The organism is Burkholderia sp. IDO3 (assembly GCF_003366075.1).
Lineage (GTDB): Bacteria > Pseudomonadota > Gammaproteobacteria > Burkholderiales > Burkholderiaceae > Burkholderia > Burkholderia anthina.
Window position 1 is genome coordinate 3,355,998 of the sequence record NZ_CP028963.1, and the last position, 25,402, is coordinate 3,381,399.

A 25,402-nucleotide genomic window follows, 5' to 3' on the forward strand; every position below is an offset into this window, starting at 1 on the left:
TTTCACGGACTGCCCCATGACGACACCCGCTTCATTCGACTCCCTCCCCGATTCCGCGCGACGCGTCGCGCTGCTGCTGCGCGAGCGCGGCCACGCGAAAGGCATCGTGATGCTCGCCGAAACCGGCAAGACCTCGGCCGAGGCCGCGGCCGGGCTCGGCTGCTCGGTCGCGCAGATCGCGAAATCGATCCTGTTTCGCCGTGAGTCGGACGGCGCGCCGGTGCTCGTCGTCGCGAGCGGCGTGAACCGTGTCGACGAGAAGAAAGTCGCCGCCCAGGTCGGCGCGGTCGGCCGCGCGGATGCGAAGTTCGTGCGCGACAACACCGGCTATGCGATCGGCGGCGTGTGCCCGATCGGTCATCTGGTCGAACCGGTCGTGCTGATCGATGCCGACCTGCTCGAACTCGACAGCCTGTGGGCGGCCGCCGGCCATCCGCATGCGGTGTTCAACCTGTCGCCGGCCGAACTCGTGTCGCTGACGGGCGCGCCGGTCGCGGACGTCGCGCTGCGCAACGACGCATGAGCGACGCACCGGTAACGGCCGGCACGGTCGCATCGCCGTGCACGGACGTATGCAGGATCGACCCGCGTACCGACTGGTGCGCGGGCTGCCTGCGCACGCGCGACGAAATCAAGGGCTGGCGGGCGTCGGACGACGATGCGAGGCGCACGCTGCTCGCGCGTCTCGATGCGCGGCGGCGCCTGCTCGCGGGAAGCGGCGCATAAAAAAAAGCCGTTCAGCCTCACGGGCGAACGGCATCGAGATCGGAATCCTGTGAACGTGATCAACGTCACAGCCCGCATCATACGAGCGACGCTGCAGCGTCGCATCGGGTGTTTCCCTACAACTTCTTACGGCATTTTTCACGCATGCGCGCAGGCCCCCCACGCGCAATCGCCCTGCCCGGCCGCCGCCCCGACACACCGTGCCGGCGAGCCTTGGCGGCGACCCGTAGCGGCAAACCGAACCGCACGCGCGTTTCAGTTGCGGACCGCCGCGCGACGCGCGGGCACGATGCGCCAGCCGAGGTTCACGCCGGCCGCCGCGAGCAGGATCAGGAGCGCGCCGAACACCTGCGTCCACGCGAGCGTCTGCCCGAACGCGACGTGATCGACGATGATCGCGACGACCGGATAGACGAACGACAGTGCGCCCGTCATCGCGACCGGCAGCTTCTGGATCGCGCCGTACAGCAGCACGTACATCAGCCCCGTGTTCACGACGCCGAGCACGACGAGATCGAGCCACTGCGCGGGCGTCGCGGGCAACGTGCCGAAGTGCGCGAACGGCGCGAGCAGCACGATGCCGAGGCCGGCCTGCAGCAGCGCGAGCAGATGCGGCGGCGTGCCCTTCAGATGCTTCGTGACGATCGACGACACCGCGTACAGGAATGCGGCCCCGAGCGACAGCGCGACGCCTTCGAGATATTCGCCCGGCACCGCGAGCACGGCCGGCTCGACGCGCACCACGCACACGAGACCGACGAAGGCGAGCGCGAGCCACGCGATCGTCGACGCGCCGATCCGTTCGCGGAACACGATCGCGCCGAGCGCGACGAGCATGAATGGCTGCGTGTTGTAGACGGCGGTCGCCATCGAGATCGACGCGCGCGAATACGCGGCGAACAGCAGCAGCCAGTTCGCGACGATCGCGACGCTGCCGAGCGTCGCGAGCGCGAGCATGCGCGGCGAGAACAGCGAGCGGCGCAGGAAGCCGAGCGCCGCGCAGACGATCGCGAGCGTCGCCGCCCCGAACAGGCAGCGGAAGAACACGACATTGGTGAGCGGCTGCTGCGACGACATCACGAGCCAGCCGATCGTGCCGGACATCATCATCGCGACGACCATCTCGGCGGCGCCGCGGCGGGTTTCGTTCGAGGCCATCATGGACTCCGTTTGACGAGAGAGAATGACTTCGATTCTAGAAACTTGCCTTCCGCGCTTCCACGGCTAAACTAAAGTGAAATAGCCGATTCACCTTCGAAAGCAAAGCGATCATGCCAAAACGCCTTCCCCCGCCTGCCGTCGCGTCGCTCGACGCAACCGACCGCGCGATCCTCGCCGCACTCGCCGAGGACGCGCGCATCGCGACCAGCGAACTCGCGCGGCAGATCGGGCTGTCGGCGCCCGCCACCGCCGAGCGCGTACGGCGGCTCGAGGCGCAAGGCGTGATCGCCGGCTTCACCGTCGAGCTCGATCCGCGCGCGCTCGGCTACACGCTGCAGGCGATCGTCCGCGTGAAACCGCTGCCGGGGCAGCTGCATCTGGTCGAGGAAGTGTTGCGCCGGATTCCGGAATTCGTCGAATGCGACAAGGTGACCGGCGACGACTGTTTCATCTGCCGGCTCTACCTGCGCACGATCGAACACCTCGACGACATCCTCGCGAAGGTGACCGAGCGGGCGGAAACGAGCACGGCGATCGTGAAATCGACGCCCGTGCCGCGCCGCCTGCCGCCCCTCGCCGACGACGCCGCCGCGCACCGCTGAACGCTGCACGCACGGAACACGCCGCGCCGCCGGTGCGCCGCCGGTGCCGCTTACGCGGCCGCGTCGCGCGCCTCGAAGAACGCGAGCAGTTCGTCGATCAGCGCGACGGGCGCCTCTTCCGGAATGTAGTGCCCGCACTCGAGCGCGCGGCCGCTCACATCGCGCGCGACCCGCCGCCATTCGTCGAGCGGATCGAAGCACCGCCCGACGATCCCGTTCGCGCCCCACAGCACGCGCAGCGGACACGCGACCTTGTTGCCGCGCTCGAGATCCGCGCGGTCGTGTTCGAGATCGATCGTCGCCGACGCGCGGTAGTCCTCGCACATCGCATGCACGGCGCCCGGCTGCGCGAGCGCGGCGCGATAGGCGGCGAGCGCTTCCGGCGCGAACGGCGCGAGCCCGGCCGAACGGTTGCCCATCACGCGCTCGATGTACGTGTCGGTACGGCCTTCGATCAGCGATTCGGGCAGCGGCTCCGGCTGGATCAGGAAGAACCAGTGGAAATACGCGGTCGCGAACGCGCGGTCGGTTTGCTCGTACATCGCGAGCGTCGGCGCGATGTCGAGCAGCATCATCCGCTCGACGGCCGCCGGGTGATCGAGCGCGAGCCGGTGCGCCACGCGCGCGCCGCGATCGTGCGCGCACACGTGGAATTGCCCGAAGCCGAAATGCCGCATCACGGCGACCTGGTCGGCCGCCATCGCGCGTTTCGAATAAGGCGCATGCCGCGCGTCGCTCGGCGGCTTGCCCGACGCGCCGTAGCCGCGCAAGTCGGTCGCGATCACCGTGAAATGGTTGGCCAGCGTCGCGGCGACGCGATGCCAGATCATGTGGGTCTGCGGATGGCCGTGCAGCAGCAGAAGCGGCGGCCCCGCGCCTCCTTTGACACCGAAGATGTCGGTGTCCTGCACCGTCACGCGAAACGGTGCAAACGCCTCAAACGACATGGTTTGTTTCTCGTTGGTTTGTTATGGCGATTATTGTAGGAGCGCCCGACCCCGTTCAGCGCGCGGTAGATAGCCGAAAACCTAGAAAGAGAACACTCCCTCGATTGTCGCCACGCCGCGCATTTTGTTAAGCTCGCGTAGAATCGCACGACCGTTCGTATTAATATGGACGTACCGTCGCGCAGCTACACTCGATATACCGTTCGATCGCCAAGCATGAAGCCGGCGTCGGCGCGACCGCGCCGCTTCCGGCCGCCCCTCGAGACTGGAGACATCACATGGCATTGCCCGCCGTCCTGCAGAACCTGACGCTGCCCGTCATCGCGTCGCCGATGTTCATCGTCAGCTACCCCGAACTCGTGCTCGCGCAATGCAAGGCGGGCATCGTCGGTTCGTTCCCCGCGCTCAACGCCCGTCCGGCCGAACTGCTGGACGAGTGGCTCACGCAGATCCAGTCCGAGCTCGCCGGCCACAAGGCGAAGCACCCGGACGCGGTGATCGGCCCGATCGCGGTCAACCAGATCGTCCACCAGTCCAACGCACGACTCGAGCATGACGTGCGGGTGTGCGTCGAGCACAAGGTGCCGATCTTCATCACGAGCCTGCGCGCACCGGCGCGCGAGATCGTCGACGCGGTGCACAGCTACGGCGGCATCGTGCTGCACGACGTGATCAACCTGCGCCATGCGCAGAAGGCGCTCGAGGCCGGCGTCGACGGGCTGATCCTGGTGGCCGCCGGTGCCGGCGGCCACGCGGGCACGACCTCGCCGTTCGCGCTCGTCGGCGAAGTGCGCAAGATGTTCGACGGCCCGATCGTGCTGTCCGGCTCGATCGCGAACGGCGGCTCGATCCTCGCCGCGCAGGCGATGGGCGCCGACCTCGCGTACATGGGCACGCGCTTCATCGCAACGCAGGAAGCGCACGCGGTCGAGGACTACAAGCACGCGATCGTCAACGCGAAATCGTCCGACATCATCTATACGAACCTCTTCACCGGCGTGCACGGCAACTACATCCGCGAGAGCATCGAGAAAGCCGGTCTCGATCCGGACGCCCTGCCGGAATCCGACAAGTCGAAGATGAATTTCGGCGGCGACAAGACGAAGGCGTGGAAGGACATCTGGGGTGCCGGCCAGGGCGTCGGCCTGATGGACGACCTACCGAGCGTCGGCGCGCTCGTCGAGCGGCTGAAGCGCGAATACGACGACGCGAAGGCGCGGCTCGGAATCCCGCGCTGACGCAGAGATGGCGGCGGGTTGTTCCGCCGCCGCCGCGCATGCGGCCCGACAAAACAAAAAAGCGCGAACCGCAACGGCTCGCGCTTTTTTCATGCCCGCTCGCGGCGCGGCAGCCGTCGGTCAGCCCGCGCGCTTGATCCGCGTGATCGGCAGCACGCGCAGGCGCGATTCGATCGACGGGCACAGCGACTGCCCTTCGAAACGCGCGGCGAGGAAGTCGACGAACGAACGCACCTTCGCCGACACGTGACGGCGGCTCGCGTACACCGCGTAGATCGGCGCTTCGTGCGGCGGCACCGAATCGAGCAGCACCGGCACGAGCCGGCCCGACTCGATGTCGTCGCCGACCACCTCGGTGCCGAGCAGCGCGATGCCCGCGCCCGCGAGCACGGCCGCGCGCAGCCCTTCGAGATGGTTCACGATCAGGTTGCCGTTCAGGTTCACGCGCGACGCGGCGGCCGCATCGATCACGAGCGAATCGAGCATCGTCGAATTCGAATCGCGACGCAGGTAATTGTGGTGCGCGAGATCGGCGATCGTCTGGGGCGTGCCGTGCTTCTCGAGATACTCGGGCGACGCGACCAGCAGGATGTGCGCGGTCGCGATCTGCCGCGCGACCAGCGACGACGACTTCAAGCCGTTCGGCGCCGCGCGCACCGCGACGTCGTAGCCTTCCTCGATGAGGTCGACCACGCGATCGGACAGCGTCATGTCGACGGTCACGTCGGGGAAGCGGCCCGCGTAATCGGTGACCGCCTGCATCACGTGCCGCAAGCCGAACGCGGACAGCGACGTCACGCGCAATCGGCCCTGCGGCACGACGCTCGCGGCGCCGACCGCCTGCCCGGCTTCGTCGAGCTCCGACAGCGCCTGCACGAGGCGCTCATAGTATTCGCGTCCCGCCTCGGTCGGCGCGACACGTCGTGTCGTGCGATGCAGCAGCCGCGCGCCGAGCTGCTGCTCGAGATGCATCACGTGCTTGCTCGCCATCGCGGCCGACATCTGCATGCGCTCGGCCGCGCCGACGAAGCTGCCCACTTCGACGACGTAGCGAAACACATTCATGCTGACGAGGGTATCCATCGAACTAGCTCGCAATTCCTGGGAATCATGCAATTACGAGATAGGGTAACAAAGGCGAGGAAATAAAAAGGTCAACAAAGGCAAAACGGCGCCGCAGATGGCGGCGCCGTCTTGGAGGCGGAAAACCGTCAGGCCGGACGCGCGAAGCGCGCGTGCGGCGAACGAATCGTCAGAACTTCGCGCGGATGCCTGCGCCGAACGTGTTGCCGCTCGACAGGCCGCTGATGTGGTCGTTCATGTAGGCGGCGTAGACGTCCGTGCGCTTGGACAGCGGATAGTCGTAGCCGACGGCCCAGGTCTGGCGCGTCTGGTCGAGGCCGCCCGCGTCGCGCGAGTACGCGTACGACGCCATCGCGTTGCCGACGCCGAGCGGCACCGACACGCCGCCCTGCGCGGTGTTCACGTGCCAGCTGCCCGCCACCTGGTCGTTCTTCGTGTACATGTACTGGCCGAACAGCTTCACGACCTTCAGGTCGTAGGTCGCGCCGACCAGCGCGATGCCCTGGCTCTTCATGCCGGCCACCAGCGCGCTCAGATCCTGCGGGCCGTTGTTGAAGTTCACGTACTGGTAGACGGCCGTTGCCGCGAACGGACCGTTTGCGTAGTTGAACTGCGCGCTCCACTTCTTCGAACGGTTGTCGCCCGCCTGGTTGCCGAGCGCGTACATCGCGCCGAAATTCAGGCCGCCGAACGAAGGCGACGTGTACGACAGCGCGTTGTTCCAGCCCGAATCGCCGACCGCACCCTGGTCGCTCGGATAGGTCGGGTACGTCCCGAGGCCGAGGAACACGTGGTACACCATCGGCGAGAAGGTGTACGAATCGTAGAACGGGTTGAACAGGATCGTCGACAGGAACAGGTGCGTCGTCAGACGGCCTGCCGTCACCGTGCCGTACGGCGAGCTGATGCCGACATACGCGTTGCGCGCGAAGAACGTGTCGCCCTGGAAACGGCCGTACTGGCCGTTCTGTGCGCGGAAGAAGCTCTCCAGCGTGAAGATCGCCTTGTAGCCGCCGCCCAGATCCTCGGCGCCGTGCATGCCCCAGTACGACGTCGACATCCCGCCGCCGCCCACGTTCCATGCGCGATCGCCGCCCGGGAACTTGGTGGCGCCGACCCATTCGTCGACCTGACCGTAGAGCGACACGCTCGACTGCGCATGGACGGGTGCGGTGGCCGCCACGCAGGCGGCTGCGGCGATCAGCTTGACGGACGTGCGGGACGCACGGCGAGCGAATGCTTTCATGGGATCTCCAGGTTTTGTCGAATTGTCGATAAGTGGCGCGAGCGTTGTTTTTTGGAGCCGAGTGCTAGCGTCGTATGGGGCGCAGCCATCTTTACGGATCATTTGTCCGGTCAAAATTGCGCACACTTATTGCGGGTATAGCGGCAGCATTAACTTCGCGGAATTCCTGCATGGCCCGACGCGGCGCGGCGGCCCCGCGCGGTGCGGGCACGCGGCGGGATGGCCGCCTGGCGTGCGCGGGCCGGGCGCGAAAGATAGCGCAATGCGGCGGGAAAATCAGCGGAAATCTATGCGCGACTGTGGCGAATTCGCATCAGCCGGCGGGGGGACGAGCGCGCGGGGCGCTCAGTTTCGGTAGAACGGGGAGAAAAACGGCGAGTGCGCAGGCTCTTCCTGCGAGCGGGGCGGCGGCATCGGACGGCCGCCGCGCTCCTCGTTGTAGCGCGCGACGTCGGCGCGGATCGAGCCGGCGCGCAGCGGCACGTTGCCGCCGCCCGGCGGGCGCGGCATCTGGCGCGAATCGGCGCTGATCGGGCGATACGGGCTTTGTGCGGCGTAGTGGCCGTAGGACGGCGTCGGGCGCAGGCCCCAGCGCGAACCGTAGCCGCTCACGCCGCCGGCACGGGCGCCGCCCGGCGGCACCGCGCGGCGCCAGACCTGCGCGCCGCCGGCCGGCTGGCCGTACGCGTGCATGTCGCCGCCGCCGAAACCGTGGCCGCCGAACGCACGGCCGCCGCCATGCGGCGGCTGGGCGAGCGCGAGCGGCATCAGCAGCGCGCACAGCGCGCCTGCCACCCATCGTCCGACCTTCAGTTTCACCCGTTCCGTCATCACATTCAGTGCCTGTTGCGGTGCGCTGCCGACTGTTCCCGGCCAACGCAAGCCTTTCAGCAGTAATTTATGAGCGGCCCGAAACGGTGTCGAGCCAAAAAGTGTTATGTCGCGGGCACCGGTGTAACACCATGTTACTGCTAGGTTTTTTCACTTCCGGGGGCGATCGTGACAGAACATTCTTCTGCCGTTGCGCGCACCGGCGGCCTGTGCGAACAGGCGCCCCGATATGCATCTGATTCATCAATCGATTCACACAATGAATTTGTGTATTGAATGATCCGCCGGGACAATAGCGGCATTCGCGCGCGCGGTGCGCGCGCACCTGTTTCCGAATCGAGTTCCAGATGGCCCGTCCCCGTTTCCTTCCCGACAATTTCACGCTCGCGCTCGTCGGCACCGTCGTGCTCGCGAGCCTGCTGCCGTGCCGCGGCCCGGCCGCCCACGCGTTCAACTGGGCGACCAACATCGCCGTCGGCCTGCTGTTCTTCCTGCACGGCGCGAAGCTGTCGCGCGAAGCCGTCGTCGCGGGCGCGACGCACTGGCGGCTGCATGCGGTCGTGCTGCTCAGCACGTTCGCGCTGTTCCCGGTGCTCGGCCTCGTGCTGAAACCCGTGCTGCAGCCGCTCGTCACGCCGACGCTGTACGCGGGCGTGCTGTTCCTGTGCACGCTGCCGTCGACGGTCCAGTCGTCGATCGCGTTCACGTCGATCGCGAAGGGCAACGTGCCGGCCGCCGTGTGCGCCGCGTCCGCGTCGAGCCTGCTCGGCATCTTCGTGACGCCGGCGCTCGTCGGGCTGATGATCACGTCGCAGTCGGGCGCGGCCGCCTCGCCGTGGAGCACCGTCGGCAGCATCGTGATGCAGCTGCTCGTGCCGTTCATCGCCGGCCAGTTGCTGCGGCCCGTGATCGGCGGCTGGATCGAGCGCAATCGCGGCGTGCTGCGCTTCGTCGACCAGGGCTCGATCCTGCTCGTCGTCTATGTCGCGTTCAGCGAAGCCGTGAACCAGGGGTTGTGGCACCAGATTCCGGCGCGCGCGCTCGGCGGCCTGCTGGTCGTCAACGTCGTGCTGCTCGTGATCGCGCTGGTGCTGACCACGTTCGTCAGCAAGCGGCTCGGCTTCAACCGCGCCGACCAGATCACGATCATCTTCTGCGGGTCGAAGAAGAGCCTCGCGGCCGGCGTGCCGATGGCGAAGGTGATCTTCTCGGCGCAGGCGGTCGGCGCGATCGTGCTGCCGCTGATGCTGTTCCACCAGATCCAGCTGATGGCGTGCGCGGCGCTCGCGCAGCGCTGGGGCGCGCGCGACCTGAGCGGCGAGCAGGACGGCCGCGATGGGGCGGCCGGCGCCGCCCGCGGAAGCGGAGCGCTGAACGCGGGCAAGCGTTGATCTGACGAGGGCGTGGCGGCCGCGCCCTTGGTGCTTTTTGTCCTCCGTCCGCTTTCCGCCTCCCGCCTTTCAACGGCACACCCCAGCGCTCGCACCGGCCGATGTCACCCCGCCGTCACAAAATCTTCATTTAATTCTTCGCGCGCGCTGCCGTTAAAGTCGGGCGTCCCGTCGCTTCGGCAGCCCTGCCCATGCCCGCGCCCCATTCCGGCTCCACCGCCACCCCGACCGCACGCCTGATCGCCGAACGCGCGCTCGCCGCCGTCTTCCAGCCGATCGTCGATCTCGGTTCGGGCACGGTCGTCGGTTACGAAGGGTTGATCCGCGGCCCGCGCGGCACCGATCTCGAGCCGCCCGCCGCCCTGTTCGCGCAGGCCGCTCGCGACGGCACGACGGTCGCACTCGAGCAGGCGGCCGCGCTCGCCTGCCTCGACGCGTTCGCCGCGCTCGACTGCGACGGCAAGCTGTTCCTCAACTTCAGTGCCGACACGATCCTGCAGCTCGCGCAGGAACGCGACCGCGTACGGCTGCTGCTCGGCCGCGCGCGGATCGGCGCCGAGCGCATCGTGATCGAGCTGACCGAGCAGACCGCGATGCCGGACGTCGCGCGCATCGAGCCGGCCGTCGCGTCGCTGCGCGACACGGGCATCCAGTTCGCGCTCGACGACTACGGCACCGCGAACGCCAGCATGAGCCTGTGGCTGCGCCTGCGCCCCGACGTCGTGAAGATCGACCGCTTCTTCATCCACGACATCGCGCGCGATCCGCTGAAGTTCGAAGCGGTTCGCGCGATGCAGCACTTCGCGCAGGCCAGCGGCGCGCAGCTGATCGCGGAAGGGATCGAGAACGCGTGCGACCTGATCGTCGTGCGCGACATGGGGATCCGCTGCGTGCAGGGTTTCCTGCTCGGGCGGCCCGATGCGCAGCCGTCGCGGTTCGTCGCGCCGGCCGCGCGCGACGCGATCGGCACGCCGCACATCGCGGTGTTTCCCGGCGCGACCCGCACCGCGCGGCCGGCCGGCACGATCGCCGCGAAGATGCTGGTCCCCGCGCCGGCGCTGCCGCGCGACGCGACCAGCAACGACGCACTCGACCTGTTCAACCGGATGCCCGAGCTGCATGCGGTCGCGCTCGTCGAACGCGGGCGGCCCGTCGCACTCGTGAACCGGCGCGGCTTCATCGACCGCTTCGCGCTGCCGTATCACCGCGAGGTATTCGGCAAAAAGCCGTGCCTGCAGTTCGCGAACGACACGCCGCTGATGATCGACAACGCGACGACGGTCGAGCAGCTCGCGCTGCTGCTCGCGAGCCACGACCAGCGCTATCTCGCGGACGGCTTCGTGATCACCGAACACGGCCGCTACGTCGGGCTCGGCACCGGCGAGAGCCTCGTGCGCGCAGTGACCGAAATGCGCATCGAGGCCGCGCGTTACGCGAATCCGCTGACGTTCCTGCCCGGCAACATCCCGATCAGCGCGCATATCGACCGCCTGCTGGCACGCGACGCCGGCTTCCACGCGTGCTACGTCGACCTGAACCAGTTCAAGCCGTTCAACGACCAGTACGGCTACTGGCAGGGCGACGAAGTGCTGAAGTTCGCGGCGACGGTGCTGGCCGGCGTGTGCGATCCGCAGCGCGACTTTCTCGGGCACGTGGGCGGCGACGATTTCCTCGTGCTGTTCCAGCGCGACGACTGGCACGCGCGCGCGGCAGACGCGATCGCGCGCTTCAACGACGGCGCGCAGCGCTTCTACACGCAGGCCGACCGGCAGGCGGGCGGACTGAGCGGCGAGGACCGCCACGGCAATCCCGCATTCTTCGGCTTCGTGACGATGGCGATCGGCGCGGTCGGCGTGCCGGCCGGCGCGCACCGCGCGATGCGCTACGGCAGCGACGAGATCGCATCGGTCGCGGCGCTCGCCAAACGGCGCGCGAAACAGCAGCCGGGCGGGCTCGCGCTCGTCGATCTCGACGAGGGCCGCGCCGCGCTGCGCGATCGCGACGGATCGCCGCGCGCGGCGGCGGCCTGAACGACGGGCCGCGCCCGGCAACGCTTGAGCGCCGGCCCGCGCGGCCCGCCGGCCATCGGCCCACGGCGTTGCGGCCAGAGCCGGGCGTCGGCCCGTTTCCCGCCGGCGGCCAGACGGCGACCGGTGCGCCAATCCGTGTCGGCCGCCCCCGTTCTCCGTTCTCCGTTCTCCGTTCTCCGTTCCCTGTTCCCCGTTCCCCGAACACCGCCAACGCCCCGCCACGCCCCACCCGTCTCTTCGTCGCGATCACCTTGCCTTTTTCGCGTTTTGTTTAGTATTTTTAGTAACGGCGTTTTCGCAGATTAGCGCCTAAAACCCGGTTATTTTCGGGTATTCCCCGGTTATCCGGCCCGAATTACGCGATGTTTTTTACTATACAATCGCCTTCATCCTAAACAAACCGGATCCCGAACGATGGGCACCACCATTCGCGACGTAGCGCGGGCGGCAGAGGTCTCGATCGGCACCGTCTCCCGCGCGCTGAAAAACCAGCCGGGCCTGTCCGAGGCCACGCGGGCGCGCGTCGTCGAGATCGCGCAGCGGCTCGGCTACGACCCGGCCCAGCTGCGGCCCCGGATTCGCCGGCTCACCTTCCTGCTGCACCGCCAGCACAACCGCTTTCCCGCCAGCCCGTTCTTCTCGCACGTGCTGCACGGCGTCGAGGACGCGTGCCGCGAGCGCGGCATCGTGCCGACGCTGCTCACGGTCGGCCCGAACGACGACGTGCTGCGCCAGATGCGCCCGCACGCGCCCGACGCGATCGCGGTGGCCGGCTTCATCGAGCCCGAGACGATCGAGGCGCTCGCCGCGACCGGCCGCCCGCTCGTGCTGATCGACCTGTGGGCGCCCGGCCTGCGCTCGGTGAACATCGACAACGCGACGGGCGCGGCGCTCGCGATGCGCCACCTGCTCGCCACCGGCCGCTCGCGGATCGCGTTCATCGGCGGCCCGGGCGCGCACTACAGCCTCGCGCAGCGCGCGATCGGCTACCGGCGCGCGTTCTTCGAGGCCGGCCGGCTGTTCGACCCGGCCTACGAAGTGACGATCGACGCCGGGCTCGACCCCGACACGGGCGCCGCGCGTGCGATGCAGCAACTGCTCGACGCGCCGGGCCCGCTCCCGGACGCCGTATTCGCGTACAACGACGCCGCCGCGCTGGCCGCGCAGCGCGTGTGCATCGCGCGCGGCGTGCGGATTCCGGAAGACATCGCGATCGTCGGCTTCGACGACATTCCGGCCGCCGCGCATGCGAATCCGCCGCTCACGACGCTCGCCGTCGACAAGGAAGCGCTCGGCCGCCGCGGCGTCGAACTGCTGCTCGCCGAATCGCCCGAGCGCACCGAGATCTCCCTGCCCGTCGCGCTGATCGTGCGGGCCAGCAGTCAGCCCGCCGGCTCGCCGGCGCTCGATACCGCCACGGTCACCGAATCATGAACATGCCCCCGGTCCAATCCTGCTCGGCCACGCCGGCCACCCACGCGCAAGCCGCGCCGTTCGTCGGGAACTTCCGCGATCCGTCGTTCCTGCTGTCGCACGTCGAGGACACGCTGCGCTTCTACGCGCCGAACGCGTTCGACCCGACGGGCGGCTTCTACCACTACTTCCGCGACGACGGCAGCATCTACAACCGCACGTCGCGGCATCTGGTCAGCAGTTGCCGGTTCGTCTTCAACTACGCGATGGCGTACCGGCATTTCGGCGATCCGCGCCATCTCGACTACGCGCGCCACGGCCTGCGCTTCTTGCGCGACGCGCACTGGGACGACGCGCTGCAGGGCTACGACTGGGAGCTCGACTGGCGCGACGGCGCGAAGCGCGCGACGCTCGACGGCACGCGCCACTGCTACGGGCTCGCGTTCGTGCTGCTGGCCGCCGCGCACGCGACGATGGCCGGCATCGACGAAGCGCGCGCGCTGATCGCGTCGACCTACGAGCTCGCCGAACACCGCTTCTGGGATGCGGCCGCGGGCCTCTACGCGGACGACGCGACGCCGAACTGGATCGTGTCGTCGTACCGCGGCCAGAACGCGAACATGCACATGACGGAAGCGCTGCTCGCGGCCTACGAGGCGACCGGGCACGTCACCTACCTCGACCGCGCGGAAAAGCTCGCGACCCACATCACGCAGCGCCAGGCCGCGCTGTCCGGCGGCCTCGTGTGGGAGCACTACCACGCGGACTGGTCGGTCGACTGGGACTACAACAAGGAAGACAGCTCGAACATCTTCCGTCCATGGGGCTTCCAGCCCGGCCACCAGACCGAATGGGCGAAGCTGCTGCTGATCCTCGAGCGGCACCGCCCGCTCGACTGGCTCGTGCCGCGCGCGGCCGAGCTGTTCGACGCCGCGCTCACGCACGCGTGGGACGCCGATCACGGCGGCCTCTGCTACGGCTTCGGCCCCGATTTCACCGTCTGCGACCACAACAAGTATTTCTGGGTGCAGGCGGAAACCTTCGCCGCCGCCGCGATGCTCGGCGCGCGCACCGGCAGCGAACGCTTCTGGGACTGGTACGACGAGATCTGGCGCTACAGCTGGGCGCATTTCGTCGATCACCGCTACGGCGCGTGGTACCGGATCCTCACGTGCGACAACCGCAAGTACAGCGACGAGAAGAGCCCGGCCGGCAAGACCGACTATCACACGATGGGCGCGTGCTACGACGTGCTCGGGACCCTCGCGCGCATGGCGGCGCGCAGCGAGTCGACGCAATGAGCGGCGGCGCATTTCCGGCTTTCGTGTCGGCGGGCGACATCCTGACCGACATGGTGCGCGCGGGCGACGCGCAGTGGACGTCGGTGCCGGGCGGCGCCGGCTGGAACGTCGCGCGCGCGGTCGCGCGGCTCGGCATGCCGAGCGCGCTCGCGGGCTCGATCGGCGAGGACTGCTTCTCCGACGTGCTGTGGCGCACCAGCGAAGCGGCCGGGCTCGACCTGCGCTTCCTGCAGCGCGTGCCGCGCGCACCGCTGCTCGCGATCGTCCACGAGACGCGGCCGCCCGCGTACTTCTTCATCGGCGACGCGAGCGCGGACCTCGCGTTCGACCCGGCGCGGCTGCCGGCCGGCTGGACCGAGCACGTGAAATGGGCGCATTTCGGCTGCATCAGCCTCGTGCGCGAACCGCTCGCGGGCACGCTCGTCGCGCTCGCGGAGGACTTGCACGCGCGCGGCGTGAAGATCAGCTTCGATCCGAACTACCGGAACCTGATGACGGCCGCGTACCGGCCGACGCTCGAGAAGATGGCGGGCCTCGCCGATCTGGTCAAGGTATCCGACGAGGACCTGCGCCACCTGTTCGGCGGCGACGGCCCGGATGCGGTCGAAGCGGTGCGCGCGCTGAACCCGCGGGCGGCCGTGCTCGTCACGCGCGGCGCGCAGGCCGCGACGCTCCACGCGGACGGCGGCGTGCACGAGGCCAGCCCGCCGCGCGTCGAAGTGGTCGACACCGTCGGCGCCGGCGACGCGTCGATCGGCGGCATGCTGTTCAGCCTGATGGCCGCGCCGCAACGCACGTGGCCCGAACATCTCGCGTTCGCGCTCGCCGCGGGAGCCGCCGCGTGCCGGCACACGGGCGCGCACGCGCCGACGCTCGACGAAGTCGTCGCGCTGCTCGAACGGTGACGGAACGATGACGGCGCGCTGATCGGTCACCGATTAGCGGCGCTGTACATGCTGCGCCGCAGTGCTACGATGAAGTGTCCTTTTGCGGGAGAGGCACGATGGACACGAACACGTTCACCAAAGGCATCTACACGGCCAAGGCGCATACGCAGCACGCGGGCAACGGGCAGTTCCAGGGCTATGTGATCCTCGCCCGGGACGACGGCGACGAGACGGAGAACATGCGCTACGACGTCCACTCGACGAGCCCGAGCGAGGAAGAGGCGTTCGACGAGGCGAAGGCGCTCGCGCACCGGATCCTCGGCGAAATCGAACTGTAACGCGCAGCACCATCGCGCGCGCCGCGGCCTGCCTGCGCGCGCTGCCTGCTTCGACGCGGCTCAGAGCAGCCGCGCCACCATCGCCACCAGCATCGTCAGCACCAGCGTCGACATGAACGGGAACGGATAACGCCGCCCGCCGAGCGTCAGCGTGACGTCGCCCGGCATCCGCCCGATGCCGAGCTTGCCGAGCCACGGCCAGCAGCGCGTCAGGATCATCACCGCGACGAACGACGTCATCAGCCAGCGCAGCATGCGGCCCTCCGTCAGAGCGCGTGCGAGCGGTCGCCACGCGCGAACGCGTCGAGCGTGCCGTCGATGCCGCGCGAGAACGCGATCACCTTGAACAGCTCGCCCATCTCGGCCTCCGAGATCAGCTTCTGCACCGCGTTCGCGGCCGGCAGGAAGCCGTGGATGTCGGACGGGTCGATCGCGGCCAGCGCGTCGGTGATGCCCGCGTTCAGCAGGAAGCGCGCCTGCGACGTGTAGCCGAGCAGATCCGCGCCGGCGCCGACGCCCGCCTCGTAGATGCAGGTGAATTCGACGTGCGCGGTGATGTCCTGCAGGCCCGGGTAGAGGAACGGGTCGTCGTGCGCGTGGTGCCGGTAGTGGCACATGAGCGTGCCGCGGTCGCGCTGCGGGTGGTAGTACTCGTGCGCGGGAAAGCCGTAGTCGACGAGCAGCACCACGCCGCGCGCGAGCATCGTGCACACGGTGCGCGTGAACGCCTGCGCGGCTTCGTGCGTCTCGGTCACGTAGCCGTCGTCGACGTCGAGCGTCGCGAGCACCGGCGGCAGGCCGGCCGGCCCGGCGGGCCGGTCGTCGAACACGAACGCGTGCCGCGCGTCGAGCGCGACGCCGCGCTCGAGCCACGCATCGCCCGCCTTCGCGAACAGCCGCACCGGCATCGCGTCGAGCACCTCGTTGCCGATCACGACGCCGTCGAAACGCTCGGGCAGCGCGTCGAGCCAGCGCACCTTGTCCGCCAGCGCCGGGGCGGCGGCCGCGATCGTGTCGCGCTGCCGCTCGCGCAGTTCGCCCGACAGGTCGACGATCCGGTATTCGTCGAGCGCGACGCCGAGCGCGTCGAGCGCCGCGAGCAGGCCGGCCGCGAGCTTGCCGGTGCCCGCGCCGAATTCCATCACGCTGCGCGTGCCGCTCGCCGCGAGCGCCTGGGCGACGGAATTCGCGAGCGTCTGCGCGAACAGCGGCGACAGCTCGGGGGCCGTCACAAAGTCGCTGCCGTCGTCGGCGCGGCGCCCGAACTTGCGCGCGCCGCCGCTGTAATAGCCGAGACCGGGTGCGTACAGCGCGCGCTCCATGAAGCGGTCGAACGGCAGCCAGCCGCCCGCCGCCGCGATCTCGTCGCGCAATTGCGCGGCAAGGGTTTCGGACTGCGCAAGCGCGTCGGGGCCGGGAGCAGGTAAACTAGCGGGTTCGTGAGCTTTCGGGTTCATCCCGGCATTGTAAATGACCGTTTCAGCCGATACGTCGCCCCCGCGCATCGCGCTCGTCGCAGGCGCACTGGGCAGCGCGGCCGACGCCGCGTCGATCGGTCGGGCACTCGCGACGGCATTCGCCCGGCGCGGCTGGGACGTCGCACTGCAGCGCAGCCCCGGCACGCCGCGCGCGGCCGCCGACGCCCTCGTCGCCGACGTCGCCGCGCTGGGCCGCCGCGCGGCCGTGCTCGACGCCGATCTGGCCCTGGAAGCCGATGCGGCCGCGCTCGTCGCGGCCTGCCGCGCGGCGCTGGGCCGGCCCGCGTGCGCCGTTTTCGTGAGCGCGTGCGCCGGCGCCGACGACGCGCACACGGTGGACGGCGCGTCGCTCGCCGGCGCGCTCGCGCGCAACGTGACGGCGCCGCTCGCACTGGCCCGCGCGCTCGCCGATGCGACGCCCGACGCCGCGCGCGGCGACGAAGCGCTGCGTGCGTGCGCGATCCACGTACTGGATCAGGCCCTGTTTCACCCGGCACCGGCGCAGCTGTCGCACGCGCTGATGCAGGCCGCGCTGAACCGCGCGACCGCCGCGCTGGCGCTGGCGCTCGCGCCGAAGGTGCGCGTCGCGGCGCTCGTGCGCGGCCACGCGCCGCACGCGGACGACATCGCGGCGGCCGCCTGCTATCTCGCGAGCGCGCCCGGCGTGACGGGCGCGACGCTGACCGTCGACGGCGGCGAGCACCTGGTGCCGCCCGCCGCCGGCCCGAATGAATGAACCGCGCGGATCGCGCGGCCTGATCACCGCCGCCCGCGCCGCTTTGCGTGCGCGCACGCCAATTTGACTGGGACGCCCATGTTTTCCGCTCTCCTGCACCCCCGCCTCGCGGATTGCCGCAGGCTCTACTTGCGCGACTACGAGGTGCACATCAACATCGGTGCCTTCGAACACGAGAAGCGCGGCGAGCAGCGCGTCGTCATCAACATCGACCTGTTCGTGCCGCTCGCGCTGTCCACCCCCGTCGACGACCGGCTGCACGAAGTCGTCGACTACGATCTGATGAAGCAGAGCGTCACGCGGTGCGTGGCGCGCGGCCACATCCATCTGCAGGAAACGCTGTGCGACGCGATCGCCGCGCACCTGCTGGCGCACGACACCGTGCGCGCGGTACGCGTCCGTACCGAGAAACCGGACGCCTATCCGGACTGCGACGCCGTCGGCGTCGAAGTCTTTCGCATCAAGGACGAGGAGCGCGCATGAACGCCCCCCACATGAATGACCCGGCGGCCGAAGGCGCCGCCATCGAAGCCACCGTCGCCGAAACCGGCCGCCGCGCGCTGACGCGCCGCGAGCAGAAGGAAGCGTACGAGAACAACAAGCTGTTCAAGCGGATCGTGCGCCAGGTCGGCCAGGCGATCGGCGACTACAACATGATCGAGCAGGGCGACAAGGTGATGGTGTGCCTGTCGGGCGGCAAGGACAGCTATGCGATGCTCGACGTGCTGCTGCGCCTGCGCGAGCGCGCGCCGATCGACTTCGACATCGTCGCGGTCAACCTCGACCAGAAGCAGCCGGGCTTCCCCGAGCACGTGCTGCCCGAGTACCTGACGCAGGTCGGCGTGCCGTTCCACATCGAGAACCAGGACACCTACAGCATCGTCAAGCGGCTCGTGCCTGAGGGCAAGACCACCTGCTCGCTGTGCTCGCGGCTGCGCCGCGGCATTCTGTACCGCGTAGCCGGCGAGCTCGGCGCGACCAAGATCGCGCTCGGCCACCACCGCGACGACATCCTGCAGACGCTGCTGCTCAACATGTTCTACGGCGGCAAGCTGAAGGGGATGCCGCCGAAGCTGCAGTCGGACGACGGCAGGAACGTCGTGATCCGCCCGCTCGCGTATGTGAAGGAAACCGATCTCGAGAAATACGCGGAGTTGCGCGAATTTCCGATCATCCCGTGCAACCTGTGCGGCAGCCAGCCGAACCTGAAGCGCGCGGAAATGAAGGCGCTGATCCGCGAATGGGACAAGCGCTTCCCGGGCCGCGTCGACAACATGTTCAGCGCGCTCTCGAACGTCGTGCCGTCGCACCTGATGGATACGACCCAGTTCCCGTTCGCGTCGCTGCGCGCGACCGGTGAAGCCGATCCGCAGGGCGACATCGCGTTCGACGAGGAACCGTGCGCATCGGGCGACGCCACCGCCGCGCCGGGCGCCGCGAAACCGATCTCGATCGTCCAGTTCGACGACCTGTAAGCAGGGTCCGAACATCGCCGGAACGGGGCCGGGCGCGCCCCGTTCCGGCACTGTCGCCCCGCCGCGACAGGCCCGGTACGACAGGGGCCGCATGCTAAAATGGACGGCTTCGAACTCCCTGACCAAGCGCGCGCCATGAATATCGTGATTTTGGCGGCAGGCACCGGCAAGCGCATGCGTTCCGCGCTGCCGAAAGTGCTTCATCCCCTGGCCGGCAGGCCGCTCCTCTCCCATGTCATCGCCACCGCGCGCACGCTGCAGCCGTCGCGGCTCGTCGTCGTCGTCGGGCATGGCGCCGAGCAGGTCCAGGCCGCGGTCGCGGCGCCCGACGTCCAGTTCGCGGTGCAGGCCGACCAGCTCGGCACCGGCCACGCGGTGCGCCAGGCGCTGCCGCTGCTCGATCCCGCGCAACCGACGCTCGTGCTGTACGGCGACGTGCCGCTCACCCGCGCCTCCACGCTGCGGCGCCTCATCGACGCCGCGCGCGAGGGCCGCTACGGGATTCTGACCGTCACGCTCGACGATCCGACCGGTTACGGCCGCATCGTGCGCGACGCGTCCGGCTTCGTCACGCGCATCGTCGAGCAAAAGGACGCATCGCCCGAGCAGCTGAAGATCGCCGAGATCAACACCGGCATCATCGTCACGCCCACGGCGCAACTGTCGATGTGGCTCGGCGCGCTGAAGAACGAGAATGCGCAAGGCGAGTACTACCTGACCGACGTCGTCGAACTCGCGATCGAGGCCGGTTTCGAGGTCGTCACCGCGCAGCCCGACGAGGAATGGGAAACGCTCGGCGTGAACAGCAAGGCGCAGCTCGCGGAGCTCGAGCGCATCCATCAGCGCAACGTCGCCGATGCGCTGCTCGTCGACGGCGTCACGCTCGCCGATCCGGCCCGCATCGACGTGCGCGGCGCGCTGCGCTGCGGCCGCGACGTATCGATCGACGTGAACTGCGTGTTCGAAGGCAACGTGACGCTCGCCGACAACGTGACGATCGGCGCGAACTGCGTGATCCGCAACGCGTCGGTCGGCGCGGGCACGCGCATCGACGCGTTCACGCACATCGACGGCGCCGAGCTCGGCGCGCACACCGTGATCGGCCCGTACGCGCGGCTGCGCCCGGGCGCGCAGCTCGCGGACGAAGCGCACGTCGGCAACTTCGTCGAGGTGAAGAACGCGGTGATCGGCCACGGCTCGAAGGCGAACCACCTCACCTACATCGGCGACGCCGACATCGGCGCGCGCGTGAACATCGGCGCGGGCACGATCACCTGCAACTACGACGGCGCGAACAAGTTCCGCACCGTGATCGAGGACGACGTGTTCGTCGGCTCGGACACGCAGCTCGTCGCGCCGGTGCGCGTCGGCCGCGGCGTGACGATCGCGGCGGGCACGACGATCTGGAAGGACGTCGCCGACGGCATGCTCGCGTTGAACGAGAAGACGCAGCTCGCGAAGAGCGGCTACGTCCGCCCGGTCAAGAAGAAGAGCTGAACCTTTTGCGGACGCCCGGGCGGCGTCCGCGTCGACTTACAGGATTGACCATTCATGTGCGGCATTGTCGGCGCAGTTGCGCAACGTAATATCGTTCCGGTGCTGATCGAAGGATTGCGGCGCCTCGAATACCGTGGCTACGACTCGTGCGGCGTCGCCGTGCTCGAGCCCGGTGCACCGAAGCGCGCGCGCAGCGTCGCGCGCGTCGCCGATCTCGACGCGCAGGTGCGCGAATCGCACCTCGAAGGCACGACGGGCGTCGCGCACACGCGCTGGGCGACCCACGGCGCGCCGGTCACGCACAACGCGCACCCGATCTTCTCGTCGAATGCGCTTGCGCTCGTTCACAACGGCATCATCGAGAACTTCGAGCCGCTGCGCGACGCGCTGCGCGCGAAGGGCTACGAATTCGTGTCGCAGACCGACACCGAAGTGATCGCGCACCTCGTGCACAGCCTGTATCGCGGCGACCTGTTCGACGCCGTGCGCGAAGCCGTGCAGCAGCTGCACGGCGCGTACGCGATCGCCGTGATCCACAAGGACCAGCCGCACACCGTCGTCGGCGCGCGCCAGGGTTCGCCGCTCGTCGTCGGCCACGGCGACGGCGAGAACTTCCTCGCGTCCGACGCGCTCGCGCTGGCCGGCAGCACCGACCGCTTCACGTTCCTCGAGGAAGGCGACATGTGCGAGCTGTCGCTCGACGGCGTGAAGATCGTCGACCGCCACGGCGCGCTCGCACAGCGCGAGATCCGCGTCGTCAGCGCATACGGCGGCGCAGTCGAGCTGGGCCCGTATCGCCACTTCATGCAGAAGGAAATCTTCGAGCAGCCGCGCGCGATCGGCGACACGGTGCCGCAAACCGAAGCCTTCGATGCGACGCTGTTCGGCGCTGCCGCGCCCGCCGCGTTCGCGGACATCGACAGCCTGCTGATCCTCGCGTGCGGCACGAGCTACTACTCGGGCCTCACCGCGAAGTACTGGCTCGAATCGATCGCGAAGATCCCGACCCAGGTCGAGATCGCGAGCGAATACCGCTACCGCGAATCGGTGCCGAACCCTCGCCAGCTCGTGCTGGTGATCTCGCAGTCGGGCGAGACGGCCGACACGCTCGCCGCGCTCAAGCACGCGCAGTCGCTCGGCCACACGCATACGCTCGCGGTCTGCAACGTCGCGACGAGCGCGATGGTGCGCCTCACCGAGATGCAGTTCCTCACGCACGCGGGCACCGAGATCGGCGTCGCGTCGACGAAGGCGTTCACGACGCAGCTCGTCGCGCTGTTCGTGCTGGCCGCGACGCTCGGCAAGCTGCGCGGGCACGTCGATGCCGCGCAGGAAGCGGAGTTCCTGAAGCAGTTGCGCCACCTGCCGGCCGCGCTGAACAGCGTGCTCGCGCTCGAGCCGCAGATCATCGCGTGGTCGGAAGAATTCGCGCGCAAGGAAAACGCGCTGTTCCTCGGCCGCGGGCTGCACTACCCGATCGCGCTCGAAGGCGCGCTGAAGCTGAAGGAAATCTCGTACATCCACGCCGAAGCCTATCCGGCCGGCGAACTGAAGCACGGGCCGCTCGCGCTCGTCACGGAAGCGATGCCGGTCGTCACGGTCGCGCCGAACGACACGCTGCTCGAGAAGCTGAAATCGAACATGCAGGAAGTGCGCGCGCGCGGCGGCGAGCTGTACGTGTTCGCCGACGCCGACACGCAGATCGTCAACGACGACGGCCTGCACGTGATCCGGATGCCGGAACACTACGGGCCACTGTCGCCGATCCTGCACGTCGTGCCGCTGCAACTGCTCGCGTATCACACGGCGTGCGCGCGCGGCACCGACGTCGACAAGCCGCGCAACCTCGCGAAGTCGGTGACGGTGGAGTAACGGGCCGTGGCCGGCCCGTCCGAACGTCGTATCGGTGGGCAGCCGGCCGTTTGGCCAGGTCGAAATATATACCACTTAGTGGTATATAATCCTGTGCTAGCTCGACTGGCTCGACATGTCTGCTTCCGTACGACGCGTCTTCAAGACGAAGTGGTTTCACAAGGCAGCCGGAAAAGCGGGAATCGCCGATGGCGAACTCTGCCGCGCGGTGCGGGAGCTGGCCCGCGGCCAGGGCGTCGATCTCGGCGGCAACGTCTGGAAGAAGCGCCTCGACGGGAATCGCCAGCGCGCAATCGTGCTGGGCAGGATCGGGGACACGTGGGTGTTCGTGTTCCTGTTCGCGAAATGCGATCGCGACAACATCGACGCCCGTGAACTGCGTGCCTTCAGAAAGCTCGCCGCGGATGTCGGCCGACACACCGACAGCGACATCGCGACGCTGGTTACCCTGAAAGAGTGGGTGGAGATTTGCAATGGCTAAGAGTCGATTCAAGAGCGACGCGACGGAGGCGATCCACAGCGCCGCGTCGGGCCTTTATCGCGCGCAACTGATCGACAAGAAGACGATGCGCGAGTACGACGAGCTCTGCATCGAAGCCGCGCCGCAGTTCGATCCGGAAGCGATCGCCCGGATCCGCAAGTCGGTCAACGTCAGTCAGAGCGTGTTCGCGCTCTACCTGAACACCACGACTTCGACGATCCGCCAATGGGAACAGGGCGACAAGCGGCCGAGCGGCATCGCCGCGCGCATGCTGCAGATCATCGAGAAACACGGGCTCGAGGTGTTCTCCTGAGCCGGCATTCCCCGAATGCGCATGAGCGGCCGCGCCCCGCACCGGGCATCGCAACGCGTGCGAGCCGCAAGGAATATGACGGAGAGACAATGGTAAGACTGTTTGGATGCGGATTGCTGGCGCTGACGTTCGCGTCGACGGGCTGGGCCACCGAGCACTACGTCGAAGTCTGGAACCCGCCCGAGGCACGGCTGCCGGCCCCGCACGCGCCGGACGCCCGTACGCCGGCCTCGCATGCCGGCAGCAAAGCCGCGGAAAAGCACGCGAGCGTGCAGCCGAAAGCCGCCGCGAAGCCGCACAAGCGCCGCGTCGCGCAGGCCGTCAAAGTCGTGCCGCATCACCCGGGCGCCACCACGGTGGAAGCGCCGGGCACGCCGCGTCCGGTCGCGCAGCCCGCACCGGGCCGGCTCACGGTGATGCAGCCGGCCACGCCCGACACGCCGCACGCACTCAATTTCTCCAATATCCCGCGGCAATACACGCCGGACGGCAACGTGCTGCGTGTCGGCACGGGCAACCGTTCCGCGGAGGTGACTCGATAATGGAAGCGCAGACCTATCTCGGCTACCAGATCTGGGGCCACGCGATCCTGCAGCAGGACGAAATCCTGCAACCCGAACGCTTCGCGGCGAGCGGCACGATCACGCAGAACAACCGGCTCGTCGAAGCGTCGGGCGTGCTCGGCGTGTTCGACACCGAGGACGACGCACGCGAAGCGGGGCTCGAATGGGCCCGCGCATGGATCGACAACCACCGCTGAACCTCGCGCGGCGCGGCCCGGGCCGGCGTCGCCCTTCCCGCCTGTTCACGTTTTCGCGGCGGCGTTCCGCTGCCCGCCGCCTTGCATCACCCTTCATCGCCTTGCCCCTCCTTGCTTGCGTTTCATCACCCGGCAAGAGACTCGTTTTTCGGGAGCAAGCTCAGCGTGCTTCGTCCGATCTGGCTGGAATCCGGTTGAAGCGGCCTATCACCGTACCGGCCTACTGGAACGTTATCGACGCATGGGTGCAGCCCATCTGCTCTCTTTGACCATCCATGTTCAGGGCGCCCTTCTCTCGAAAGTTGGAGCCTCCACCAATCCGGTGGCCGTTCAGGAAAACCAATCATATCCGTCCCGCGCAAGCGAGCTCATCCCTAACGTCGGGATGAGCAATGTCGACCATTCGGCTGACGCGCTGTTTCAGACTCAGTCCGCGCAAGTCAGCCGCCCCGAACTCCGTCACAATCAGGCCGACGTCACTCCGTGACGTGCTGACCGGACCGTTCAGTTGCGCAACGATTCGGCTCCGCGCGTGACTCATGGACGGCAATGCGATAATCGGCACCCCGCCTCGCGAGCGGGCGGCGCCGCGCAAGAAATCACCCGCGCCGCCCACTGCGCCAAGGTAGGTGCCGTTCGCGACCTCGGCGTTCACCTGCCCCGTCAAGTCGACTTCAATCGCGGAATTGATCGCGACGAATCGATCGATGCGGGACAACACGTCCGGATGATGGACGTAGTCCGTCGAGCGCATCAGCAAATGGGGATTGCGATGAGCAAAGCGATGCAGGACATCGCTTCCTATCAGGACCCCCGCAACAGTCTTGCCTCTGTCAATCGACTTGCGCGCATTGGAAATCACACCGCAATTCATCAGTCTCGCCACGCCATCGCCAATGCTCCCGGAGTGCACGCCGAGGTCGCGATGCGCGGTCAGGCTGCCGAGCACGGCATCGGGAATCGAACCGATGCCCGTCTGCAGGGTCGCGCCGTCCTCGATGTATCGGGCCACGTGCCGGGCAATCCGTTCATCGCAGGATGTGGACGCAGTGCGTGCCTGCTCCAGCACCGGTCGATCGGACAGCAGGACCGCGTCGAACCGGTCGAGCGCCAGCGACCGCTCGCCGTAGACCCATGGCGCCTGCCGGTTAACTTCGGCGATCACGACTCGTGCACTGTCGAGAGCGGGCAGCAAATATTCATGCGCGAGACTGAGGCTGTAGCGCCCCGCCTCGTCAGGTCCCGCCACCTGCAGCAGCAACACGTCGACGCGCAACGCACCGTCCCGCAGCAATGCAGGCAGTTGCGAGTAATGACATGGCAGCACGTCGAGCACCCCGGCATTGGCCAACGCGCGATTCGCCCCTGATCCGCCATAGCTGACGAATTCGACATAATCGGCATGCTCCGCGCGGCACGCGTCGCTCGACGCGATCCCCAATACCACGCGGAATCGCCCGATCCGTTCTCGCTGCGCCATCAACGCACGCGTAAGCGGTAGTGGTTCCGCGTTGGCCTGCCCCCACAACACCGTGTCGCCTTCCCGCACCCATGTCGCGAGATCGAACGACTCCTGAACCAGATAATGTGTCATCG

At 68.3% G+C, this 25,402-nt stretch carries 27 protein-coding genes; 19 read left to right on the forward strand and 8 right to left on the reverse strand.

Features of this window, described 5'->3' with window-relative positions; translation table 11 throughout:
- Positions 1 to 16 precede the first annotated feature (16 nt).
- Entirely contained in the window at positions 17 to 523 is a 507-nt protein-coding gene (locus tag DCN14_RS30430; protein ID WP_096508271.1) for a YbaK/EbsC family protein, read from the forward strand.
- Positions 520 to 726: a DUF1289 domain-containing protein gene (locus DCN14_RS30435; protein ID WP_096508272.1), complete on the forward strand. Its 207-nt coding sequence runs from the start codon at positions 520 to 522 to the stop codon at positions 724 to 726. The genes DCN14_RS30430 and DCN14_RS30435 overlap by 4 nt, the downstream gene beginning before the upstream one ends.
- A 255-nt stretch (positions 727 to 981) precedes the next feature.
- Here DCN14_RS30435 and DCN14_RS30440 read toward each other — a convergent pair whose 3' ends face one another.
- On the reverse strand, positions 982 to 1,884 hold the full coding sequence (locus DCN14_RS30440; protein WP_096508273.1) for a DMT family transporter: 903 nt from the start codon (positions 1,882 to 1,884) through the stop codon (positions 982 to 984).
- A gap of 113 nt (positions 1,885 to 1,997) precedes the next feature.
- On the opposite strand from DCN14_RS30440, the gene DCN14_RS30445 reads away from it, so the two are divergent.
- The gene (locus DCN14_RS30445; RefSeq protein WP_096508274.1) at positions 1,998 to 2,489 is read left to right on the forward strand and encodes an Lrp/AsnC family transcriptional regulator; all 492 of its coding nucleotides are present in this window, start codon (positions 1,998 to 2,000) and stop codon (positions 2,487 to 2,489) included.
- A gap of 50 nt (positions 2,490 to 2,539) precedes the next feature.
- On the opposite strand, the gene DCN14_RS30450 is transcribed toward DCN14_RS30445, so the two are convergent.
- Positions 2,540 to 3,436, reverse strand: a complete 897-nt coding sequence (locus tag DCN14_RS30450; protein ID WP_096508275.1) for an alpha/beta hydrolase — start codon at positions 3,434 to 3,436, stop codon at positions 2,540 to 2,542.
- 278 nt (positions 3,437 to 3,714) lie between these two features.
- Between DCN14_RS30450 and DCN14_RS30455 the strand changes: the two genes are divergently transcribed.
- The gene (locus tag DCN14_RS30455; RefSeq protein WP_096508276.1) at positions 3,715 to 4,674 is read left to right on the forward strand and encodes a nitronate monooxygenase family protein; all 960 of its coding nucleotides are present in this window, start codon (positions 3,715 to 3,717) and stop codon (positions 4,672 to 4,674) included.
- Between the two features lie 120 nt (positions 4,675 to 4,794).
- Here DCN14_RS30455 and DCN14_RS30460 read toward each other — a convergent pair whose 3' ends face one another.
- The 3 genes from DCN14_RS30460 to DCN14_RS30470 form a co-directional block, all read right to left on the reverse strand.
- Positions 4,795 to 5,757, reverse strand: coding sequence for a LysR family transcriptional regulator (locus DCN14_RS30460; RefSeq protein WP_096508277.1), 963 nt, complete (start codon positions 5,755 to 5,757; stop codon positions 4,795 to 4,797).
- A gap of 169 nt (positions 5,758 to 5,926) precedes the next feature.
- Positions 5,927 to 7,003 carry a porin gene (locus DCN14_RS30465; RefSeq protein ID WP_096508278.1) on the reverse strand — a complete coding sequence of 359 codons (1,077 nt, stop codon included), beginning with the start codon at positions 7,001 to 7,003 and terminating at the stop codon, positions 5,927 to 5,929.
- Positions 7,004 to 7,348: 345 nt separating this feature from the next.
- The gene (locus DCN14_RS30470) at positions 7,349 to 7,834 is read right to left on the reverse strand and encodes a peptide-binding protein (RefSeq protein ID WP_096508279.1); all 486 of its coding nucleotides are present in this window, start codon (positions 7,832 to 7,834) and stop codon (positions 7,349 to 7,351) included.
- Between the two features lie 347 nt (positions 7,835 to 8,181).
- On the opposite strand from DCN14_RS30470, the gene DCN14_RS30475 reads away from it, so the two are divergent.
- The 6 genes from DCN14_RS30475 to DCN14_RS30500 all read left to right on the forward strand — a co-directional run bounded on the left by DCN14_RS30475 (position 8,182) and on the right by DCN14_RS30500 (position 15,194).
- Entirely contained in the window at positions 8,182 to 9,225 is a 1,044-nt protein-coding gene (locus tag DCN14_RS30475) for a bile acid:sodium symporter family protein (RefSeq protein WP_096508280.1), read from the forward strand.
- Between the two features lie 191 nt (positions 9,226 to 9,416).
- A complete protein-coding gene (locus tag DCN14_RS30480; protein ID WP_096508281.1) occupies positions 9,417 to 11,255 on the forward strand; it encodes an EAL domain-containing protein in 1,839 nt (612 codons plus the stop codon).
- A gap of 414 nt (positions 11,256 to 11,669) precedes the next feature.
- The gene (locus tag DCN14_RS30485) at positions 11,670 to 12,689 is read left to right on the forward strand and encodes a LacI family DNA-binding transcriptional regulator (RefSeq protein WP_096508282.1); all 1,020 of its coding nucleotides are present in this window, start codon (positions 11,670 to 11,672) and stop codon (positions 12,687 to 12,689) included.
- Positions 12,686 to 13,969, forward strand: a complete 1,284-nt coding sequence (locus DCN14_RS30490; protein ID WP_096508283.1) for an AGE family epimerase/isomerase — start codon at positions 12,686 to 12,688, stop codon at positions 13,967 to 13,969. Before DCN14_RS30485 ends, DCN14_RS30490 begins: the two co-directional genes overlap by 4 nt.
- A complete protein-coding gene (locus DCN14_RS30495; RefSeq protein ID WP_096508284.1) occupies positions 13,966 to 14,874 on the forward strand; it encodes a carbohydrate kinase in 909 nt (302 codons plus the stop codon). The genes DCN14_RS30490 and DCN14_RS30495 overlap by 4 nt, the downstream gene beginning before the upstream one ends.
- Before the next feature lie 98 nt (positions 14,875 to 14,972).
- A complete protein-coding gene (locus DCN14_RS30500; protein ID WP_096508285.1) occupies positions 14,973 to 15,194 on the forward strand; it encodes a hypothetical protein in 222 nt (73 codons plus the stop codon).
- A 60-nt stretch (positions 15,195 to 15,254) separates the two neighbouring features.
- On the opposite strand, the gene DCN14_RS30505 is transcribed toward DCN14_RS30500, so the two are convergent.
- Positions 15,255 to 15,449 (reverse strand): DUF2905 domain-containing protein, encoded by a 195-nt coding sequence (locus DCN14_RS30505; protein ID WP_096508286.1) that lies wholly within the window; start codon positions 15,447 to 15,449, stop codon positions 15,255 to 15,257.
- Between the two features lie 11 nt (positions 15,450 to 15,460).
- Positions 15,461 to 16,651, reverse strand: a complete 1,191-nt coding sequence (locus DCN14_RS30510) for an SAM-dependent methyltransferase (RefSeq protein ID WP_096508287.1) — start codon at positions 16,649 to 16,651, stop codon at positions 15,461 to 15,463.
- A 13-nt stretch (positions 16,652 to 16,664) separates the two neighbouring features.
- Here DCN14_RS30510 and DCN14_RS30515 point away from each other — a divergent pair, with 13 nt between their 5' ends.
- The 9 genes from DCN14_RS30515 to DCN14_RS30555 all read left to right on the forward strand — a co-directional run bounded on the left by DCN14_RS30515 (position 16,665) and on the right by DCN14_RS30555 (position 23,806).
- Positions 16,665 to 17,408, forward strand: a complete 744-nt coding sequence (locus DCN14_RS30515) for an SDR family oxidoreductase (protein ID WP_115531464.1) — start codon at positions 16,665 to 16,667, stop codon at positions 17,406 to 17,408.
- Between the two features lie 78 nt (positions 17,409 to 17,486).
- Positions 17,487 to 17,891, forward strand: coding sequence for a dihydroneopterin aldolase (locus tag DCN14_RS30520; RefSeq protein ID WP_096508897.1), 405 nt, complete (start codon positions 17,487 to 17,489; stop codon positions 17,889 to 17,891).
- Positions 17,888 to 18,883 (forward strand): tRNA 2-thiocytidine(32) synthetase TtcA, encoded by a 996-nt coding sequence (ttcA, locus tag DCN14_RS30525; protein ID WP_096508898.1) that lies wholly within the window; start codon positions 17,888 to 17,890, stop codon positions 18,881 to 18,883. Before DCN14_RS30520 ends, ttcA begins: the two co-directional genes overlap by 4 nt.
- 135 nt (positions 18,884 to 19,018) lie before the next feature.
- Positions 19,019 to 20,380, forward strand: coding sequence for a bifunctional UDP-N-acetylglucosamine diphosphorylase/glucosamine-1-phosphate N-acetyltransferase GlmU (gene glmU, locus DCN14_RS30530; RefSeq protein WP_096508899.1), 1,362 nt, complete (start codon positions 19,019 to 19,021; stop codon positions 20,378 to 20,380).
- A gap of 54 nt (positions 20,381 to 20,434) precedes the next feature.
- Positions 20,435 to 22,252, forward strand: coding sequence for a glutamine--fructose-6-phosphate transaminase (isomerizing) (gene glmS, locus DCN14_RS30535; protein ID WP_096508900.1), 1,818 nt, complete (start codon positions 20,435 to 20,437; stop codon positions 22,250 to 22,252).
- A 115-nt stretch (positions 22,253 to 22,367) separates the two neighbouring features.
- Positions 22,368 to 22,733, forward strand: coding sequence for a type II toxin-antitoxin system RelE/ParE family toxin (locus DCN14_RS30540; RefSeq protein WP_096508901.1), 366 nt, complete (start codon positions 22,368 to 22,370; stop codon positions 22,731 to 22,733).
- Complete coding sequence (locus DCN14_RS30545; RefSeq protein WP_096508902.1) at positions 22,726 to 23,046, forward strand: DNA-binding transcriptional regulator; 321 nt, start codon at positions 22,726 to 22,728, stop codon at positions 23,044 to 23,046. The genes DCN14_RS30540 and DCN14_RS30545 overlap by 8 nt, the downstream gene beginning before the upstream one ends.
- 89 nt (positions 23,047 to 23,135) lie before the next feature.
- On the forward strand, positions 23,136 to 23,588 hold the full coding sequence (locus DCN14_RS30550; protein ID WP_096508903.1) for a hypothetical protein: 453 nt from the start codon (positions 23,136 to 23,138) through the stop codon (positions 23,586 to 23,588).
- On the forward strand, positions 23,588 to 23,806 hold the full coding sequence (locus DCN14_RS30555) for a hypothetical protein (protein ID WP_096508904.1): 219 nt from the start codon (positions 23,588 to 23,590) through the stop codon (positions 23,804 to 23,806). Before DCN14_RS30550 ends, DCN14_RS30555 begins: the two co-directional genes overlap by 1 nt.
- A 343-nt stretch (positions 23,807 to 24,149) precedes the next feature.
- On the opposite strand, the gene DCN14_RS30560 is transcribed toward DCN14_RS30555, so the two are convergent.
- Positions 24,150 to 25,400, reverse strand: coding sequence for an acetyl-CoA hydrolase/transferase C-terminal domain-containing protein (locus tag DCN14_RS30560; protein ID WP_096508905.1), 1,251 nt, complete (start codon positions 25,398 to 25,400; stop codon positions 24,150 to 24,152).
- Positions 25,401 to 25,402 lie beyond the last annotated feature (2 nt).

Excerpts from the sequence above, each read along its gene's own strand:
- DCN14_RS30430 (WP_096508271.1), top strand. The coding sequence starts at position 17 with ATGACGACACCCGCTTCATTCGACTCCCTCCCCGATTCCGCGCGACGC.
- DCN14_RS30435 (WP_096508272.1), top strand. The coding sequence starts at position 520 with ATGAGCGACGCACCGGTAACGGCCGGCACGGTCGCATCGCCGTGCACG.
- DCN14_RS30440 (WP_096508273.1), bottom strand. The coding sequence starts at position 1,884 with ATGGCCTCGAACGAAACCCGCCGCGGCGCCGCCGAGATGGTCGTCGCG.
- DCN14_RS30445 (WP_096508274.1), top strand. The coding sequence starts at position 1,998 with ATGCCAAAACGCCTTCCCCCGCCTGCCGTCGCGTCGCTCGACGCAACC.
- DCN14_RS30450 (WP_096508275.1), bottom strand. The coding sequence starts at position 3,436 with ATGTCGTTTGAGGCGTTTGCACCGTTTCGCGTGACGGTGCAGGACACC.
- DCN14_RS30455 (WP_096508276.1), top strand. The coding sequence starts at position 3,715 with ATGGCATTGCCCGCCGTCCTGCAGAACCTGACGCTGCCCGTCATCGCG.
- DCN14_RS30460 (WP_096508277.1), bottom strand. The coding sequence starts at position 5,757 with ATGGATACCCTCGTCAGCATGAATGTGTTTCGCTACGTCGTCGAAGTG.
- DCN14_RS30465 (WP_096508278.1), bottom strand. The coding sequence starts at position 7,003 with ATGAAAGCATTCGCTCGCCGTGCGTCCCGCACGTCCGTCAAGCTGATC.
- DCN14_RS30470 (WP_096508279.1), bottom strand. The coding sequence starts at position 7,834 with ATGACGGAACGGGTGAAACTGAAGGTCGGACGATGGGTGGCAGGCGCG.
- DCN14_RS30475 (WP_096508280.1), top strand. The coding sequence starts at position 8,182 with ATGGCCCGTCCCCGTTTCCTTCCCGACAATTTCACGCTCGCGCTCGTC.
- DCN14_RS30480 (WP_096508281.1), top strand. The coding sequence starts at position 9,417 with ATGCCCGCGCCCCATTCCGGCTCCACCGCCACCCCGACCGCACGCCTG.
- DCN14_RS30485 (WP_096508282.1), top strand. The coding sequence starts at position 11,670 with ATGGGCACCACCATTCGCGACGTAGCGCGGGCGGCAGAGGTCTCGATC.
- DCN14_RS30490 (WP_096508283.1), top strand. The coding sequence starts at position 12,686 with ATGAACATGCCCCCGGTCCAATCCTGCTCGGCCACGCCGGCCACCCAC.
- DCN14_RS30495 (WP_096508284.1), top strand. The coding sequence starts at position 13,966 with ATGAGCGGCGGCGCATTTCCGGCTTTCGTGTCGGCGGGCGACATCCTG.
- DCN14_RS30500 (WP_096508285.1), top strand. The coding sequence starts at position 14,973 with ATGGACACGAACACGTTCACCAAAGGCATCTACACGGCCAAGGCGCAT.
- DCN14_RS30505 (WP_096508286.1), bottom strand. The coding sequence starts at position 15,449 with ATGCTGCGCTGGCTGATGACGTCGTTCGTCGCGGTGATGATCCTGACG.
- DCN14_RS30510 (WP_096508287.1), bottom strand. The coding sequence starts at position 16,651 with ATGAACCCGAAAGCTCACGAACCCGCTAGTTTACCTGCTCCCGGCCCC.
- DCN14_RS30515 (WP_115531464.1), top strand. The coding sequence starts at position 16,665 with ATGACCGTTTCAGCCGATACGTCGCCCCCGCGCATCGCGCTCGTCGCA.
- DCN14_RS30520 (WP_096508897.1), top strand. The coding sequence starts at position 17,487 with ATGTTTTCCGCTCTCCTGCACCCCCGCCTCGCGGATTGCCGCAGGCTC.
- ttcA (WP_096508898.1), top strand. The coding sequence starts at position 17,888 with ATGAACGCCCCCCACATGAATGACCCGGCGGCCGAAGGCGCCGCCATC.
- glmU (WP_096508899.1), top strand. The coding sequence starts at position 19,019 with ATGAATATCGTGATTTTGGCGGCAGGCACCGGCAAGCGCATGCGTTCC.
- glmS (WP_096508900.1), top strand. The coding sequence starts at position 20,435 with ATGTGCGGCATTGTCGGCGCAGTTGCGCAACGTAATATCGTTCCGGTG.
- DCN14_RS30540 (WP_096508901.1), top strand. The coding sequence starts at position 22,368 with ATGTCTGCTTCCGTACGACGCGTCTTCAAGACGAAGTGGTTTCACAAG.
- DCN14_RS30545 (WP_096508902.1), top strand. The coding sequence starts at position 22,726 with ATGGCTAAGAGTCGATTCAAGAGCGACGCGACGGAGGCGATCCACAGC.
- DCN14_RS30550 (WP_096508903.1), top strand. The coding sequence starts at position 23,136 with ATGGTAAGACTGTTTGGATGCGGATTGCTGGCGCTGACGTTCGCGTCG.
- DCN14_RS30555 (WP_096508904.1), top strand. The coding sequence starts at position 23,588 with ATGGAAGCGCAGACCTATCTCGGCTACCAGATCTGGGGCCACGCGATC.
- DCN14_RS30560 (WP_096508905.1), bottom strand. The coding sequence starts at position 25,400 with ATGACACATTATCTGGTTCAGGAGTCGTTCGATCTCGCGACATGGGTG.